A 15,928-nucleotide genomic window follows, 5' to 3' on the forward strand; every position below is an offset into this window, starting at 1 on the left:
TCACCGGAACTTCGGGTCGAGGGCGTCACGCAGGGCGTCACCCATGAGGATGAAGGACAGCACCGTGCCGACCAGCAGCCCGCAGGGGAAGAGCAGCAGCCACGGGTCCTCCAGGAAGTAGACCTGGTGGGCCGAGATCATGATGCCCCAGGACTGGGCGGGGGGCTGGAGCCCGACACCGAGGAACGTCAGGGTGGCCTCCGCGGCGACGAACGCGCCGAGCACGATGGTCGCGTACACCAGCATCGGGGCGATCGCGTTGGGCAGGATGTGCCGGAACATCAGCCGGCCGTTGCCCGCCCCGACCGCCTTGGCGGCCTGCACGTAGTCCAGGTCCTTCGAGGAGATGACGCTACCGCGGATGATCCGGGCGATCGTCGGCCAGCTCAGCAGGAACAGCACCATGGCGATGGTCCAGATGTTCTGCCGCTTGATCACGGTCAGGAACACGATCGCGCCGAGCAGGAACGGCAGCGAGAAGAAGATGTCCATCAGCCGGGAGATGATGGTGTCGACCCAGCCGCCGTAGTAGCCGGCGAGGAGACCCATCAGGCCGCCGAAGACCACGATGCCCCCGGTGGCCATGATGGCGATCACCATCGACGGCCGGGCACCGTAGATGGCGTGCGAGTAGTAGTCGCAGCCCAGGACGTCGAAGCCGAACGGGTGGTCCCAGCTCGGCCCGACCCGGGACCGGTCGGTGGTGCACGCCCGCGGGTCCTGGCTGGTCCAGAGCTTGGGGAAGGCCGCCATCGAGCCGACCACGAAAACGTACAGCAGGGCGACCACGAAGACCGGGTCGCGGACCAGTTGCCGGCGGGCGTCCGCCCACAGGCTGGCGTTGCGCTCCTTGCCGCCCTTCCTCGTCTCGCCCGGGGCCGGGCCGTCGCCGGAGACCGGCGCACCGCCGACGGCCGTGCCGCCACTCGTCACGTCGCTCATGTCCACACCTCGTTTCGCTTCGCCCTGCCGCGGGCGGCCGGGATCGCCGGCCGCCGGTTGCTGACCACGGTGCCGTCACTCATAGCGGATCCTCGGGTCGAGCACGGCGTACAGAATGTCGACCAGCAGGTTGGCGAGCAGGACGACCAGCACCAGCATGGTCACCACGCCGATGACCACGGACGACTCCCCGGTGCGGGCGGAGAGCGTCACCAGCCGCCCGATGCCTGGCACGTTGAAGATCGTCTCGGTGACCACCGCGCCGGCCATGGCCGACCCGATGTCGACACCGAGGAAGGTGATCACCGGGATCAGCGAGTTGCGCAGCGTGTGCACGCCGATGACCCGCTTGTTGGCCAGGCCCTTGGCCCGCGCCGTCCGGACGTAGTCGGCCCGGATGTTCTCCATGATGCTGGTCCGGGTAAGCCGTGCGGTGGTGGCGAGCGAGACCGCGCCGAGCACCATGCCGGGAATCACCAGGCTGGCGAAGGGATAGTCCATCTTGAAGCCCGGGCTGAAGACGCCGTTCGAGATGACCTCGGGAATCCAGCTCTGGTCCCGCAGCACGTTGCCGAGCTTGACCCCGACGAACTCCCGCACCACCACACCGAGCACGAAGATCGGCACGGAGATCACGAAGACGGTGCTGATCTTCACCAGGTTGTCGGCGAAGCTGCCGCCCCGCAGGCCCGCCCACACACCGGCGGCGATACCCACGACCGCCTCGAAGACGATCGCGATCACCAGCAGCTTCAGGGTGTACGGGATGGCGTCGGCCACCAGGTCGGTGACCTCGCGCTGCCGCAGGTTGATGCCGAAGTCGAAGTGGAAGAAGACCCCGGTCACCCGGTCGACGAACAACCCGAAGCACGGGTTGCCCTTCTGGTCCAGGCAGGGGTCGCCGTAGCCGAGCCGCTCGGTGACCGCCTGGAGCAGGGCCGGCGGTGGCGTCCGGTCGCCGAAGAGCGCCCGGACCGGGTTCCCGCTGAACTGGATCGCCAGCGAGGTCATGTAGTGGAGCAGGAACATGGTGCCCAGCACGGTCGGGATGAACTGGAGCAACCGTCGGATGACGTAGCGCCCCATGTCGGGGTCTCCTCTCGGCGCTGACGTGGCGGCAACGATCACCCTGGTGGGGTGATCGTTGCCGCCACGTCCTGTTACGGCTGGATCAGATTACTGAAGCTCAGTTCTGCTTCAGCGAGGTCGCACCGTAGTCGGCGTCCGAGACGGCGTTCCAGACGAACGTGTCGACGTTCTCGCTGTAGGCCGCACCGACCTTGTTGAACCACATCGGGATGACCGGCAGCTCCTCGACCAGGATGTCCTCGGCCTTCTGGTAGAAGGGGATGGCCTCCTCGACGGACTTGGCGGCGTCACCCTGCTTCAGCAGGCTGTCGAACTCCGGGTTGCTGAAGGTGGAGTTGTTGCTGTCGGCACCGGTGCTGTACAGCGGAGCCAGGTAGGTCTCCAGGAACGGGTAGTCCGGACCCCAGCCGAGGCGGAACGGGCCGGTGAACTTCCGGCTGTCCGCGGTCTCCAGGTACTCGGCGAACTGCAGGTTGACCTTCAGCTCGTAGTCGATACCCAGCGCGGCCTTGATCTGGTCACCGACGGCCTGGAGCCACTGGTCGTGGCCGGCACCGGCGTTCGCCCAGAGCTGGAGCTTCTTACCGGCCGGCCAACCGCCGGCCTCGGCGAGCAGCTGCTTGGCCTTCTCGACGTCCTTCTTGCAGTACTGGCAGACGTTCTCGCGGGCGCCCTGGAAGGTCGGCGCGACGTAGCCGGTGGCCGGGGTGTACCGGCCGTCGAAGACGGCGTCGACGATGGACTGCCGGTCGATCGCCAGCGAGAGCGCCTGGCGGACCCGCTTGTCCTTGAACTCCGGCAGGTACAGCGGCATGCCGACGTAGGTGAAGCTGTCACCCGGCTGCTCGTAGAGGCGGTCGCCGTACTGCTGCTTGGCCTCCTTGTACCGCGCCGGCGGCAGGGTGTACATCACGTCCAGCTCGCCGGCCTGGAAGGCGGCGTAGGCGGCGTCGACGTCCGCGAAGATCCGATACTTGATCTTGTCGGGCTTGCCCGGCTCCCCCTTCCAGGAGTCGCTGCGGACCAGGTTGATCTCGACGTTGTGCTGCCAGCTGCCGTCGATCTTGTACGGGCCGTTGCCGATCGGCGTCTCGTTGCACTTGCCCGCGTCGTCGACGCACGCCTGGGCCATCGGGAAGAAGCCCGAGTAGCCGACCGTGGTCGGGAAGCCGGAGAACGGCTCGCTGAGCTCGACGGTGAAGGTCAGGTCGTCGACCTTCTTCAGGCCGGACAGCTCCTTGGCCTTGGGCTCCGGGGCCGTCTTCGGGCCGTCGCCGTCCGGGTCCTTGGACGTGACGTCGTCGATACCGGCGATCCGCGTCATGAAGTAGCCGTTGTTCTGGGCGTTCGGCCCGTACGCCGCGTAGTTCCACGACCGGATGAAGGCGTCGGCGTTGACCGACTCGCCGTTGTCGAAGGTGTAGCCGCTCTTGATCTTGATAGTCCAGAGCTTCTGGTCGTCCGAGGTGATCGACTCGGCCAGGTCGTTCTCCGGGGCGGCGGTCTCCGCGTTGTACCGGACCAGGCCACGGTAGAGCTGGCGGATCACGTAGATCGACGGTTCGTCGTCACCGGCGGACGGCATCAGGAACGCCGGCTCCGCGTCGTAGACGCGCAGCTCACCGCCGGCCTGGCCGCCGCCGGCCTCCGAGTCGCCGCCGCCGCTACAGGCGGTGGCCAACATGGCGGTGGCGGTCGCCGCGACCGCCACCTTCAGGAATTTCCCGCGCATGGGAGTGCCTCCTCAGGGCGCTCGGCTCACGAGGGGGTTGTGAGGTGCCTGCCACTGTGACACCCGATGCCTCCTGGCGGGAAGGCGTGTTATCAACCCGATACCCGGCCGGGACGGCCCCGACATCGACCCGGAGCTGCCTGCGCCGCGCCCAGCTAGGCGTGGTAAGAGCTGCGGGAACGCCAGTGCCCGACGTGTTCGCGACACGTAGGCTCGAGCCACGATGACCTTTCCGCCCTCGGCCGTGCCGCTGACCGACGTCCGCCGCGCCCTCGCCATCTTCGCCCACCCGGACGATGTCGACTTCGGCTGTGCGGGCACGGTGGCGACCTGGACGGACGCCGGGATCGAGGTCGCGTACGTCCTGGTCACCTACGGTGACGCGGGGGGTTGCGTCGACCCGCCGCGGCCGGAGCTGGTCCAGCAGCGGGCGGCGGAGCAGCGCGCGGCGGCCGCCGCCGTCGGCGTCCGGCAGGTGGACGTGCTGACCGGGTACGCCGACGGCGCCCTGGCGGCGACGCTCGAGCTACGCCGCGACCTCACCGCGGCCATCCGGCGGTTCCGCCCGGACCGGGTGCTGACCAGTTCACCGCTGCGCCGGTGGGAGCACATCGCCGGGCCGGGCCACCCCGACCACCAGGCGGTCGGGGAGGCGGCCACCTGCGCGATCTACCCGGACGCCCGCACCCCGTTCGCGCACCCCGACCTGTTCGCCGCCGGCCTTCGGCCGTGGACGGTAAGGGAGGTCTGGTACGCGGGCGGACCGGCACCGGACCACACGGTCGATGTGACGGACAGTTACGAACGCAAGGTTACCGCCATGCGTGCCCACCGGTCGCAGACCGCCCACCTGGACGTGCCGACCTGGGTACGCGACCAGCTCGCCACCGCGGCGGCGGACGCCGGCCTGCCCGCCGGCCGACTCGCCGAGGCGTTCACCGTGCTACGGACGGAGTGAGCGGCGAGGCCGGGCGCCGGGCCAGTCAGACGAGCCGACGGTCGGCGGCCCAGCGGGACAGCTCGTAGCGGTTGGACATCTGGAGCTTTCGAAGCACGTTCGACACGTGCGTCTCGACCGTCTTGATCGAAATGTACAGCTCCTTGGCGATCTCCTTGTACGCGTACCCCCGGGCGAGCAGCCGCAGCACCTCGCGCTCACGGTTGGTGAGCAGGTCCAGCTCGGGATCGGACACCGGGGTGTCCGGCCGGGCCGCGAAGGCGTCCAGCACGAACCCGGCCAACCGGGGACTGAACACCGCGTCCCCGTCGGCGACCCGGCGGATCGCCGACGCCAGTTCGTCCGGAGAGATGGTCTTGGTGACGTAGCCGCGGGCGCCGGCGCGGATCAACCCGATCACGTCCTCGGCGGCGTCCGAGACGCTCAGCGCCAGGAACCACACCTGCGGGTGGGTACGCCGCATCGCCTCCAGCACCGCGCGACCGCCGCCGTCGGGCATGTGCACGTCGAGCAGCACCACGTCGGGCTCCGTGGCGGCGATCCGGCTGACCGCCTCGGCGACCGTGCTCGCCTCCCCCACCACCTCGACGTGCACGCCCAGTTCGGCGCGTACCCCGGCCCGGAACATCGCGTGGTCGTCGACGAGGAAGACCCGCAGCCGTTCCGGGGCGACCGCCGCTCGTTCGACCGAGTCCGTCGTCTGGTCCGCCATCACCTGTCCCTTTCCGCTGTGGACGAGTCCCGGAAGATCGGCAGGATCAACCGGACCTCGGTCCCCTCCCCCGGCCCGGACCGGATCTCCGCCCGGCCGCCGTGCCGTTCCATCCGCCCGACGATCGAGCCCCGGACACCGTGCCGGTGGTCCTCCACGGTATCCGGATCGAAGCCCTTCCCCCGATCCCGGACGAAGACGCTGACCTGCTCGGGCTCGACCTCCGCATAGAGCGAGACGGTCTGCACGCCGGCGTGCCGGGCAGCGTTGACCAGGGCTTCGCGGGCCGCGGCCACCAGTGCGCCCACCCGCTCGTCGGTCTCCTGGTCACCGACCACCACCGTCTCGACGGTGATCGCGAAAGTGTCCTCAACCTCGGCCGCCGCCTGCTCCAGGGCCGCCGCGAAGCGCTCGGTCGGGGAGGCGGTCGGCTTGTAGAGCCAGTTGCGCAGCGAGCGTTCCTGGCCCCGGGCGAGCCGCTGCACCGTCTTCACGTCGCCGGCGTTGCGCTGGATCAGGGCGAGCGTGTGCAGCACCTGGTCGTGCACCATGGCGGCCAGTTCGGCTCGTTCCTGCTCACGGATCCGCCCCTCGCGCTCCGACCGAAGCTGGTTCCAGGTCCGCCAGAGCACCGGCGCGGCGACCACCCCGACACCGGCCAGGCCGACCAGCGCGAAGATCACGCCGTTGAGCACCGCGTCGAAGTTCTGTGCCGGGGAGTACACCGCCGCGACGCCGATGATCCCCACCGCGACCAGCACACCGCCGCCGATGAACCGCAGCACGAACGCCCGCCGGTCGCTCTCCTCGACCACCGCGCTCAGCCACGGCACCGGCATGGAGTCGGCCCGTTGCCGCCGCCGTTCGGGGGCCGACTGGTGCCAGATCACTCCGGCCCCGACAGCGATGATCGCGACCAGCCAACCGGCGGTCCCGGCGGCGCCCACCGAGTCGAAGAGCGCCATCTGGAGCAGCAGCACCGCGAGCCCGATCGCCACGAACGGCAGCAGCTGCCCCACGTCGCGCCGGGACGGCACCGCGGTGTCACCCGGGCGGAGCGGCACCACCGCCCAGAAGGCGGCGTAGAGCAGCAGGCCGAGGCCGCTCAGGCCGAGCAGCACCATGAAGGCGACCCGGACGCGGAGCGCCGAGATACCGAGGTGCTCGGCGATGCCCGCCGCCACCCCGGCGGCCATCCGGTGCTCGGGGGCACGGTAGAGGCGCGGGGGTTGGGTCACGACGCTGATCGCTGCCTCCCTGGTCACGACGCGGACGGCGCGGGCGACCCTCCACCGCCGGCACCGGTTCGATCGTCACACGGCAGCCGTACGCCCGGCCACGGGGACGCCCCGGACATCCGGGTACCTGGATCTCAGGGTGGGGTCAGGGTCTCCTCCCTGAGCCGTCGGCGTGCCACGGGGAGCAGAATCGGGACATGACCGAGGAAGCCGCCCAGCCCCCGACCTCCGGGGCGACGCCGCCCCCGGTGTCCGCGCCGGCCGACGGCACCCCGCCCTGGGCGTCGACCGACACGTCGTCCGCCCTCCCGCCACCGTCGGGTGGGGGGGCCAGCTTCACCTCCCGGTACGGGTTGGTCCGCCCGCGCGACGGCCGCTACCTGGCCGGCGTGTGCGCGGCGATCGGCCGGGCGACCAACACCGATCCGGTGCTGTGGCGGGTGTTGCTGGCGGTGCTCGGCTTCTTCGGCGGCATCGGCATCCTGGTGTATGTCTCCGCCTGGCTGATCATCCCCGGCGAGGGCGACAGCGCCTCCCCGGTCGAGTCGATGCTGGGCCGGGGGCGGTCCAGCATGTCCCCGGTCACCGTGATCGTCCTCAGCATTCTGGTGGCGGTCAGCTTCGCGTTCATCGTCACCGACGCGTTCCGGGCGGTGCTGCTGGGCGCGGCCATCCTGGTCTGCGGGGCGCTGCTGCTCAACCGCGACCGGCCCGCCGGCCCGCCGGTCGGTGCCGCGCCCCCCGGCCCGGTCGCCCCGCCACCCGGCCCGGTCCCACCGGTCAGCTACCCCGCGCCGGCCGGCTACGCGGTGCCCTGGCCGGCTGCGGCCGCGCCGGCCGTCGCCCCGGCCATGCAGTCCGGTCCGGCCAGCCCTACGCCAACGGCTGAGCCGACCGTGCCGCTGCCCGCGCCCCCGGGAACCGCGGCCGAACCGACCGCCGAGTTGCCCCTGTCGTCGCCGGGCGAGACGGCACCGGCAGCCTGGGGCGGGGTGGGCGGCGTGACGTCGACGGCATGGGGCGGGGTGGGCGGCACGGCCGCACCTGCACCCCCGGGCGGATACCGGCCGGCGTTCGCCCCGCACGGCCCGTACGCCGGATCAACTCCGCCGCCGAGGCCGCCGGCCGCACCGCCGAAGCGGCCGCGGGAGCGGTCGGCGCTGGGTGCGGTGACCTTCTCACTGATCTTCCTCGCCCTCGGCGTGGTGGCCGTCCTCGATCTGCTGGACGTGTTTCCGGTCGGCGCGTCGGCATACTTCGCCGCCGTTCTGACCGTTGTCGGCCTCGGCCTGCTCGTCGGCACCTGGTTCGGCCGCGCCCGGTGGCTGATCGCCCTCGGCCTGGTGACCGCCGCCGCGCTGGCGGTGGCGACCGTCGCCGGTTCCTACGACCGCATCCGGGGGGTGGACGGTGCGGTGACCTGGGCTCCGGCCAGCCACGCCGACCTCGCCACCCGGTACGAGAACAGCTTCGGCGATGCGGTGCTCGACCTACGTGCGGTGGACTTCACCACGTGGGACACCGAGATCACCCTCGCGGTCAACTTCGGCGAGGCAACCGTGGTGGTGCCGCCCGACGTCGACGTGACCGTCACGGCCGACGTCAACGCTGGTGACGCCGTCGTCTTCGGCCGCCGGCCCGGGACGCCGGGCGAGCGCGGCGGCCTCGACGGACCGCTGCTGGAGACCACCGACCTGGGCGCGGACGGACCCGGCGGCGGGAAGCTGCGCCTCTTCGTCCACGTCAACGCCGGCGAACTGGAGGTGACCCGGTGAGGGCACACCGCACCGACCTCGTGTCCCTGGCGTTCGGGCTGCTCTTCGTCGGCCTGGCCGGCTGGTGGTTGGTCGCCCGGTTGCTCGGGTTGGTGCTGCCGCCGGTCGGCTGGTTCCTGGCCGGCGCGCTGCTGTTGACCGGCGTGCTCGGGCTGGTGGGCGCGCTGCGCGCCGCCAACTCCACCCGTCCGGCCGGGCCGGACGGCGCCGCCGGGCCGGAGCCCGGGCGCCCGGAGCCCGAGTTCGCGGCCGGGCGGAGCGACTGGGCGGAGGACGTGGAACGGTGGCCGGACACCCGCCACCAGGAGTGGGACGTGTCCGCGCCGGTGTCGGGCGGCCCGGCGACCGGCAACGCGGACCGGACGGAGGCCGACGAGTGGCCGACCGGGGCGGTCACCGACCACCGCACCGGCGCCGTCGAAGACCGACGGGCGGACGTTACCGGGGACGGCCCGCCGGGCCCACCCGCCGGTGACGGCCGTCGCTGACCACAGCGATGCGTCGGCCGCGCGCCGGCGCATATGCTGGCCGGTGGAACCCGACCAGGCCACCGTCCACACCTGCCGGTCCGGCCGCGGCCGACGGCCGGATCCGGCCGTCGGCCGGATCCGTCGCAACCGTCGCCTCGACCCGTCAGGAGCCCGCCCGACATGACCCAGTCCCCCGCCGTGCGCCCCTCCGGCCGGTCCGGTCCGGTCCGCATCGGCGAGCGCGCCGCCCGGACCCTCGTCGCCGAGTTCGCGCGGATCAACGACCCGAAAGCCGCTCTCCTGGTCGGCGCCAGCCCGGAGTCTCCGGTGCTCGCCGCGGCGATCGAGGCGCTGCTGCCCGGCGACACGCTCACCGTGGTGCCGGCCGCGTCGGCGAGCGCCACGCTGCTGCGCGAGCACGTCGCCGCGCAGGGCAGCTGGGTGGCGGAGCGGGTGCGCGTCGTCGGCGACCTGACCGAGGCTGAGGTCGCGGCCGTCGCCATCGTCGGGGAGCCGTTCACCGGGTCCGCCGAAGAGACCCGCGCCGCCGTCGAGGGGCTGGGAAAGTACCTGGCCGGCGGTGCGGTCCTCACCGTCGCCGCGCCGGTCGCCCCGGGCCGCACCGCCGGCGCCGCCGACGAGCTGGACCGCCAGGGCGCGCTGCACGGCGTCGGCAGTGACCTGGTGCTGCGCAACAACCCGCCGCTGCGGGTGCACCGGCTCCGCTTCACTCCGGTGGACGCCGCCGCGGCCGACCGGCTGGCTCCGGCGTACCGGCCGTCCAGCGTGCCGCTGACCCGCACCATGCGCATCGATTCCAACGGCGTGGCTGCCGCGGGTGTCGCGCTCGGTCTGGCGGCGCTGAGCCGGCTGACCCGGCCGAAGTCGAAGCTGTGGCTGCTGCCCGCCCTGGCCGCGGCCCCGGTGGCTGCCTTCTTCCGCGACCCGGAACGGGACGTTCCGGAGGACCCGTCGGCGGTGGTCGCCGCCGCGGACGGCCAGGTGCTCTCCGTGCAACGGCTGCACGACGAGCGCTTCGGCGAGGGCGAGTGGTTGCGGATCGCGGTCTTCCTGTCGGTGCTCGACGTACACGTCAACCGCGCCCCCGTGGCCGGTAAGGTGGTCGACTACTTCGTGGCCGACGGCGGCTTCGCCAACGCGATGAAGCCGGAGGCGGAGCACAACGTGGCCGCGTACACGGTGTTGGACACGGCTCACGGCACGGTGGTGGTGGCCCAGCGGACCGGGCTGATCGCCCGGCGGATCGTGCAGCGGGCGCCGATCGGAGCGCTGCTGGCGAAGGGCGAACGGTTCGGCCTTATCCGGTTCGGTTCGCGTACCGACGTCTACCTGCCCGCCGAGGCCGCGGAGCCGCTGGTCGGGCCGGGCGACACGGTGGTCGGCGGGTCGTCCGTCATCGCCCGCTGGCGCTGATCTCCGGATCGCGGCCGAAGGGGCGCCACGGAGATCCGTGGCACCCCTTCGGCGATCCGGGTGTCAGACGGCGCGACGCTGGCGCAGCCAGAGCACCGGCCCGCTGAGCAGATAGCCCACCACGACCAGGGCGAAAGTGAGCCGGATGTCGACCAGCGCGCCCAGCACCGGGGCCAGCCAGACCCACGCCGGCAACGTCACCAGTCGGGCGAGTTTCGCGTACGGGAAGCTGGAGACCATGGCGAAGGCGAGCAGCGCCACCCCGCCGACCAACACCAGCCCGGACACCGGCAGCCCAATGGCGACCGTCAGGGCGAGCACGGCGGCGGCCATCGTGGTCGGCACGCCGCAGAAGAACCGACCGTCCCTCGGCGAGACGTTGAACCGGGCAAGCCGGATCGCGGCACACGCCGCGACGAGGGCACACGCCACAGCGGCGGCCGCGGGCGGCACGGAGCCGGCGAGCGAGGCATAGACCACCACCGGGGCGGCGAGCCCGAAGGAGCACATGTCAGCCAGCGAGTCCATCTGCGCGCCGAACGGGCTGACCACGCCGAGCTTGCGGGCCAGGGCGCCGTCGAGACCGTCGAAGGCCACACAGGCGATCAGACAAAGGGCCGCCACCCGAACCTCGCCCTGCATGGCGAGGAAGATCGCCAGCATGCCCAGCAGCAGGCTGGCGAGGGTGCAGGCGTTCACCACCGCGAACTTCATCCGGCGGGCGACGGTCCGCTCACCGGGGAGCAGCGGAATCGACATCGCGGCCGGCTCGTCGGCCACCGGCGCCGGGGCGGGGGCGGGGCTGACCGGGACGACGGCCTCGACCTCGGCGTACCGGCCGTACCGGGGGTCCGCGTACCTGCGTTTGACGAGCGCCACATCGGTGCCGGCACGAAGGTCGCCGTCGCGGCGACCGACCCGAACCAGCAGCACCTGGCGGGCGAACGTACTGCTGCGGCGCAGCCGGCCCGCCCAGCGGCGCCCTGCGGGGCGCGGACTGTCAGTCACACGACGCCGGCGCCATGGGGCTCTCGGCACGTTTCCTCCATCACCGGATCGGCTCACCGCTTCGGCGGCGTGTGCCCGGCTGTCTCGTGCCGGGCCTTGCTGGCCCGGCAGCCGCTTTGCGGAGTACACCATCGCATAGGGGAACGGGGATTGGCGATAGCTGCCGGCGGTACTTAAATCTCCCTTAAGTCGCGCGAACTACGCCATTCTTCCCATCTCGGATGAAGTCCTCCACCTCGGATGACATCGCCCGTTTCGGCGCCAACTCCCTCACCTGAATGTACCGGACCTGGTCGACGTCGTCGCATCGACCGATCCCAGTGCCATCAGGTGCCCGGTTTCCGCCCTGATGCCCACCGGGCAAGGTCACGGTGACTGGGTCCGTCCGCAGGGACGGCCCGGCGGGGCGGACGCTTCAGCGGACACGGCCCATGATCGCCCGGGATGCGATGTCGGTAAGTGGGAGGTCGGCGAGCCGCCCGGCCGGGAACCACGCGGCATCCGCCGTCGACCCCCCGGCCAACTCGGTCACCTGGGGTTCGGTTGGCTCGTCGACCGCCACCCGGTAGACCACCCGCACGCCGTGCCAGTCCAGCGGACGTCCCTCCGGCCCGAACGCCGCAGGGTTGTGCAGGTTGTCCACGCCGACCAGCTCCACCACCCGCCCGAACTGGCCCGCCTCCTCCACCAGCTCGCGCAGCAGCGCGGGCTCCGGCGCCTCGCCGTGGTCGGTGCCGCCACCGGGCAGGTGCCAGCGCCCGGCACCCGGGTAGCCGTCCGCGATCAGGGACATCAGTATCCGCCCCCCGGGGTCGGTGACCAGCCCGTATGCGCCGAAGCGCTGCCGTCGGTCGGCCGACACCGGCGCGAAGGGCGCCCGGCGACGCAGTGCCCCCGACGGCAGTGGGGTGACCGGCAGGCCGAGCACCTCGGCGGTGAACGGCAGCAAGGGCAGGACCGCCGCTTCGGCGGGAGTCAGCCAGCAGGCCAGGTCGGCGCTGCCGTGCCGCTCGGCGCGCCGCATTCCGCCGAGCGGCGCGAGGTCGAACACCAGGCGGTCGGTGTGCAGGGCGACCCCGAGGTCCGGGTACGGCAGCACGTCGGCCACCGCCGCCCGAAGGCCGGCCACCCCGACCGTCAGCCCGGTCTCCTCGGCGACCGCACGAACCACCGCGTACGCGGGGTGCTCGGCGTGCTCGATCCCGCCACCGGGAAGCGACCACACCCCGGGAAAGTCCGCGGCAGCCGACCCGCGTGCGAGTAGCACCCGGTCGCCCGCGTCCCGTAGCACGCCGTATGCCGCCACCCGTCGCCGCTGCTCCACGGACCCGCTCCCCCCCGCACCGACACTTCGTCGATCACGAAACTATCGCCGTCGACACCGGCGCGCCCGACGACAACTCCATGATCACCGAAGCGCGAGGCGACGTCACGTGAGGCGGGCGGCCTGAACGGCCTCGGCGGTGACCTCCGTCAGACGATCGGTCGGTAGAGCGCCGAGTTCGTCGCGGGCGAACCAGCGGGCCTCGCAGGTCGAACCGCCCACGTCGACGACCGTGGGTGGGGCGGGCTGGTCGACCACGACCCGATAGAAGGCGCGGACCCCGTGCCAGTCGATCGGGTACCCCTCCGGGCCGAGCGAGGCGGCGTCCCGGTGACTCACCACGCCGAGCAGCTCGACCAGCCGGCCGGTCTGCCCGGTCTCCTCGACCAGTTCCCGGATCAGGGCGGCGCCCGGCTGCTCGCCGTAGTCGGTGCCGCCGCCGGGCAGGTGCCAACAGCCGGCCCCCGGATACCCGTCGGAGACCCGGGTGAGCAGCACCCGCCCGTCCGGGTCGGTGACCACCGCGTACGCGGCGAAACGCTGCGCCCGGTGCAGGCCGTCCGGCCCAGGCACCGCGTAGAAGGAGGGAAACTCGGGCGGCTCGTCGGGGACGATGTCCGCCGAGGCGCCGGGCAATCCCAGGGCACGAGCCGTGAACGACCGCAGCGGCAGCTCGCGGACCTGGTCGAGGGTGAACCACCGGGCCAGGTCGGTGGGCCGGCCGACCCGGTCGGTAAGCGTCCCGCCTCGGACCGAAACATGGTAGAGAAGACGGTCGGTATGGATGGTAATGCCCCGTTCGGGCAACGCCCGCATGTCGGCCAACACGTCCTTCAGGCCGGCGACACTGACCGAGAGGCCGGTCTCGGCCGCGGTCTCGCGAACAACGGTGTGGTGGGGATCCTCGCCGTGGTCGACGGCACCACCGGGCAACGACCACGTGCCGGGGGTGCCGGAGCGCTCCGACGCGCGGACCAGCAACACCCGGCCGACTGAATCAGCACAGACTGCGTATGCCGCGATCCTGCGGAGCGGCTCCAGCATGGTGGTCACGGAGCTAAATTCTCCTCCGGAACGCGTTACCACCACCGAGAAGAGTCGGATTCCTGACTCTCGACTCCCACCTCAGGGACGGTTCAGGGTAGGTGTCCGGGCGGTCACCGAGGTCGATCCGGCGCCGGGCGGAGACCGTGGAGACATGACGACCACCGGTATTCCCCAGCCCCCGTACAAGCAGCTCCGCCGCCCCGTCACCGACCGGATGGTCGCCGGGGTGGCCAGTGGAGTCGGCCGGTACTTCAGCGTCGACCCCACCCTGGTCCGGGTGATCTTCGCGGTCACCGGACTGCTGACCGGCGGGCTCGCGCTGCTCGCGTACCCGATCATGTGGTTCCTGATGCCGGAGGAGCCGGCCGGCGCGCCCGCCTGGCCGCACCCGACGGCCGCCGCCACCGCGCAGCCGGCGACCCACCCGACCGCGTTCGCGACCAACCAGCCGGCGACACGCCCCACCGCCACCGAGCCGGCGACAGCGACCAGGCCGACCACCGGTCCCACGCCGGAGTCCCGGCCGGTGCCTCAACCGCCGACGCCGCCGGCGTCGTGAGCCCGGCTCACTCCCACTCGATGGTGCCCGGCGGCTTGCTGGTCACATCCAGGACCACCCGGTTGATCTCGGCGACCTCGTTGGTGATCCGGGTGGAGATCCGGGCGATCACGTCGTACGGCAGCCGAGACCAGTCGGCGGTCATCGCATCCTCGCTGGAGACCGGGCGCAGCACCACCGGATGCCCGTAGCTGCGCCCGTCACCCTGCACGCCCACGCTGCGCACGTCGGCCAGGAGAACCACCGGGAACTGCCACACGCCCCGGTCGAGACCGGCGGCGCTGAGCTCCTGGCGGGCGATGAAGTCGGCCCGGCGGAGCACGCCGAGCCGCTCCCGGTCCACCGCGCCGATGATCCGGATAGCCAGGCCCGGACCCGGGAACGGGTGCCGCCAGACCATCGCCTCCGGCAGGCCGAGCTGACGGCCGAGCGCGCGGACCTCGTCCTTGAACAGGGCACGCAACGGCTCGACCAGGGCGAACCTCAGGTCCTCCGGGAGCCCACCAACGTTGTGATGGCTCTTGATGTTGGCGGTGCCGGTGCCACCGCCGGACTCGACCACGTCCGGGTAGAGGGTGCCCTGCACCAGGAACTCCACGTCGCCGTGGGAGGCGATCTCCCGGGCGGCGGCCTCGAATACCCGGATGAACTCCCGACCGATGATTTTGCGCTTCTGCTCCGGATCGGTCACCCCGGCGAGGGCGCCGAGGAACCGGTCGGCCGCGTCGACCACCTTCAGCTTGATGCCGGTGGCGGCAACGTAGTCCTTCTCCACCTGCTCGGCCTCACCGGCACGCAGCAGCCCATGATCGACGAAGACACAGGTGAGCTGGTCGCCGACGGCCCGGTGCACCAGAGCCGCGGCGACAGCGGAGTCGACACCGCCACTCAGGCCGCAGATGACCTCCTTGTCGCCTACCTGCTCGCGAATCCGGGCCACCTGCTCGTCGATGATGTTCTCCGGCGTCCAGGTGGGCTCGATGCCGGCGATGTCGTACAGAAAACGGGTCAGCACCTCCTGGCCCTGCGCGGTGTGCCCCACCTCCGGGTGGAACTGCACGCCCGCGCGGCGGCCGGTCAGGTCCTCGAAGGCGGCCACCGGCGCGCCCGCCGACTCGGCGGTGACCGTGAAGCCGGCCGGCGCCTCGGTGACACAGTCGCCGTGGCTCATCCAGACCGGCAGGTCGTCGGGGAGGTCCCGGAGCAGCACGCCGGCCTCGGCGCGAGGGTGCAACGGGGTGCCGCCGTACTCCCGGTTGCCGGTCTTCGCGACGGTGCCGCCGAGGGCCTCCGCCATCGCCTGGAAGCCGTAGCAGATGCCGAACACCGGCACCCCGGCGGTGAACACTCCGGCGTCGATCTGCGGGGCGTCGGGCGCGTAGACGCTGGACGGGCCGCCGGAGAGGATGATCGCGGCCGGCTCCTTCGCCAGCATCTCGGCGACCGGCATCGTGTGCGGGACGATCTCCGAGTAGACCTTCGCCTCGCGCACCCGGCGCGCGATGAGCTGGGCGTACTGGGCTCCGAAGTCCACCACCAGGACGGGGCGAGGCATGCTCATGTGCAGCAAGCCTACCCACCGTCACCACGGGTTCGGCCCCGACCCGGCGGTGTGGCGGGGTGCGGGTGCGGAAAGCCCC

Annotated in this window: 13 protein-coding genes and 1 pseudogene; 5 read left to right on the forward strand and 9 right to left on the reverse strand. The window is 71.8% G+C overall.

The features are described from left to right. The 3 genes from QTQ03_RS14405 to QTQ03_RS14415 all read right to left on the reverse strand — a co-directional run bounded on the left by QTQ03_RS14405 (window position 1) and on the right by QTQ03_RS14415 (window position 3,763). Window positions 1-942, reverse strand: a complete 942-nt coding sequence (locus tag QTQ03_RS14405) for an ABC transporter permease (RefSeq protein WP_289278479.1) — start codon at window positions 940-942, stop codon at window positions 1-3. A gap of 75 nt (window positions 943-1,017) precedes the next feature. Next, a complete protein-coding gene (locus QTQ03_RS14410) occupies window positions 1,018-2,028 on the reverse strand; it encodes an ABC transporter permease (RefSeq protein ID WP_289278480.1) in 1,011 nt (336 codons plus the stop codon). A gap of 100 nt (window positions 2,029-2,128) precedes the next feature. Beyond that, window positions 2,129-3,763 carry a peptide ABC transporter substrate-binding protein gene (locus tag QTQ03_RS14415; RefSeq protein ID WP_289278481.1) on the reverse strand — a complete coding sequence of 545 codons (1,635 nt, stop codon included), beginning with the start codon at window positions 3,761-3,763 and terminating at the stop codon, window positions 2,129-2,131. A gap of 223 nt (window positions 3,764-3,986) precedes the next feature. Here QTQ03_RS14415 and QTQ03_RS14420 point away from each other — a divergent pair, with 223 nt between their 5' ends. Continuing rightward, complete coding sequence (locus tag QTQ03_RS14420; protein ID WP_289278482.1) at window positions 3,987-4,721, forward strand: PIG-L deacetylase family protein; 735 nt, start codon at window positions 3,987-3,989, stop codon at window positions 4,719-4,721. A gap of 25 nt (window positions 4,722-4,746) precedes the next feature. Here the strand turns inward: QTQ03_RS14420 and QTQ03_RS14425 are convergent, their stop codons facing one another. Next, on the reverse strand, window positions 4,747-5,433 hold the full coding sequence (locus QTQ03_RS14425) for a response regulator (protein ID WP_289278483.1): 687 nt from the start codon (window positions 5,431-5,433) through the stop codon (window positions 4,747-4,749). Further along, window positions 5,433-6,698 (reverse strand): ATP-binding protein, encoded by a 1,266-nt coding sequence (locus QTQ03_RS14430; protein ID WP_289278484.1) that lies wholly within the window; start codon window positions 6,696-6,698, stop codon window positions 5,433-5,435. The genes QTQ03_RS14425 and QTQ03_RS14430 overlap by 1 nt, the downstream gene beginning before the upstream one ends. 170 nt (window positions 6,699-6,868) lie before the next feature. Between QTQ03_RS14430 and QTQ03_RS14435 the strand changes: the two genes are divergently transcribed. The 3 genes and pseudogenes from QTQ03_RS14435 (at window position 6,869) to QTQ03_RS14445 (ending at window position 10,350) form a co-directional block, all read left to right on the forward strand. Further along, on the forward strand, window positions 6,869-8,446 hold the full coding sequence (locus QTQ03_RS14435) for a PspC domain-containing protein (RefSeq protein ID WP_289278485.1): 1,578 nt from the start codon (window positions 6,869-6,871) through the stop codon (window positions 8,444-8,446). Further along, window positions 8,443-8,661: pseudogene (locus QTQ03_RS14440) on the forward strand (hypothetical protein); the annotation flags it as partial. The gene QTQ03_RS14435 and the pseudogene QTQ03_RS14440, both read left to right, overlap by 4 nt. A gap of 435 nt (window positions 8,662-9,096) precedes the next feature. Next, complete coding sequence (locus QTQ03_RS14445; protein WP_289278486.1) at window positions 9,097-10,350, forward strand: phosphatidylserine decarboxylase; 1,254 nt, start codon at window positions 9,097-9,099, stop codon at window positions 10,348-10,350. Window positions 10,351-10,413: 63 nt separating this feature from the next. Here the strand turns inward: QTQ03_RS14445 and QTQ03_RS14450 are convergent, their stop codons facing one another. From QTQ03_RS14450 to QTQ03_RS14460, 3 genes are all read right to left on the reverse strand, one after another. After that, window positions 10,414-11,313, reverse strand: coding sequence for a CDP-alcohol phosphatidyltransferase family protein (locus QTQ03_RS14450; protein ID WP_289280831.1), 900 nt, complete (start codon window positions 11,311-11,313; stop codon window positions 10,414-10,416). A 460-nt stretch (window positions 11,314-11,773) separates the two neighbouring features. Beyond that, a complete protein-coding gene (locus QTQ03_RS14455) occupies window positions 11,774-12,682 on the reverse strand; it encodes an NUDIX domain-containing protein (RefSeq protein ID WP_289278487.1) in 909 nt (302 codons plus the stop codon). A 105-nt stretch (window positions 12,683-12,787) separates the two neighbouring features. Beyond that, entirely contained in the window at window positions 12,788-13,735 is a 948-nt protein-coding gene (locus QTQ03_RS14460; RefSeq protein ID WP_289278488.1) for an NUDIX hydrolase, read from the reverse strand. 145 nt (window positions 13,736-13,880) lie between these two features. Between QTQ03_RS14460 and QTQ03_RS14465 the strand changes: the two genes are divergently transcribed. Then, window positions 13,881-14,288 (forward strand): PspC domain-containing protein, encoded by a 408-nt coding sequence (locus tag QTQ03_RS14465; protein ID WP_289278489.1) that lies wholly within the window; start codon window positions 13,881-13,883, stop codon window positions 14,286-14,288. A 7-nt stretch (window positions 14,289-14,295) separates the two neighbouring features. On the opposite strand, the gene guaA is transcribed toward QTQ03_RS14465, so the two are convergent. Then, window positions 14,296-15,849 (reverse strand): glutamine-hydrolyzing GMP synthase, encoded by a 1,554-nt coding sequence (guaA, locus tag QTQ03_RS14470; RefSeq protein ID WP_289278490.1) that lies wholly within the window; start codon window positions 15,847-15,849, stop codon window positions 14,296-14,298. Between the last annotated feature and the right edge of the window lie 79 nt (window positions 15,850-15,928).

This window comes from Micromonospora sp. WMMA1363 (assembly GCF_030345795.1).
Lineage (GTDB): Bacteria > Actinomycetota > Actinomycetes > Mycobacteriales > Micromonosporaceae > Micromonospora.

Excerpts from the sequence above, each read along its gene's own strand:
- QTQ03_RS14435 (WP_289278485.1), top strand. The coding sequence starts at position 6,869 with ATGACCGAGGAAGCCGCCCAGCCCCCGACCTCCGGGGCGACGCCGCCC.
- guaA (WP_289278490.1), bottom strand. The coding sequence starts at position 15,849 with ATGAGCATGCCTCGCCCCGTCCTGGTGGTGGACTTCGGAGCCCAGTAC.
- QTQ03_RS14415 (WP_289278481.1), bottom strand. The coding sequence starts at position 3,763 with ATGCGCGGGAAATTCCTGAAGGTGGCGGTCGCGGCGACCGCCACCGCC.
- QTQ03_RS14410 (WP_289278480.1), bottom strand. The coding sequence starts at position 2,028 with ATGGGGCGCTACGTCATCCGACGGTTGCTCCAGTTCATCCCGACCGTG.
- QTQ03_RS14425 (WP_289278483.1), bottom strand. The coding sequence starts at position 5,433 with ATGGCGGACCAGACGACGGACTCGGTCGAACGAGCGGCGGTCGCCCCG.
- QTQ03_RS14465 (WP_289278489.1), top strand. The coding sequence starts at position 13,881 with ATGACGACCACCGGTATTCCCCAGCCCCCGTACAAGCAGCTCCGCCGC.
- QTQ03_RS14445 (WP_289278486.1), top strand. The coding sequence starts at position 9,097 with ATGACCCAGTCCCCCGCCGTGCGCCCCTCCGGCCGGTCCGGTCCGGTC.
- QTQ03_RS14405 (WP_289278479.1), bottom strand. The coding sequence starts at position 942 with ATGAGCGACGTGACGAGTGGCGGCACGGCCGTCGGCGGTGCGCCGGTC.
- QTQ03_RS14420 (WP_289278482.1), top strand. The coding sequence starts at position 3,987 with ATGACCTTTCCGCCCTCGGCCGTGCCGCTGACCGACGTCCGCCGCGCC.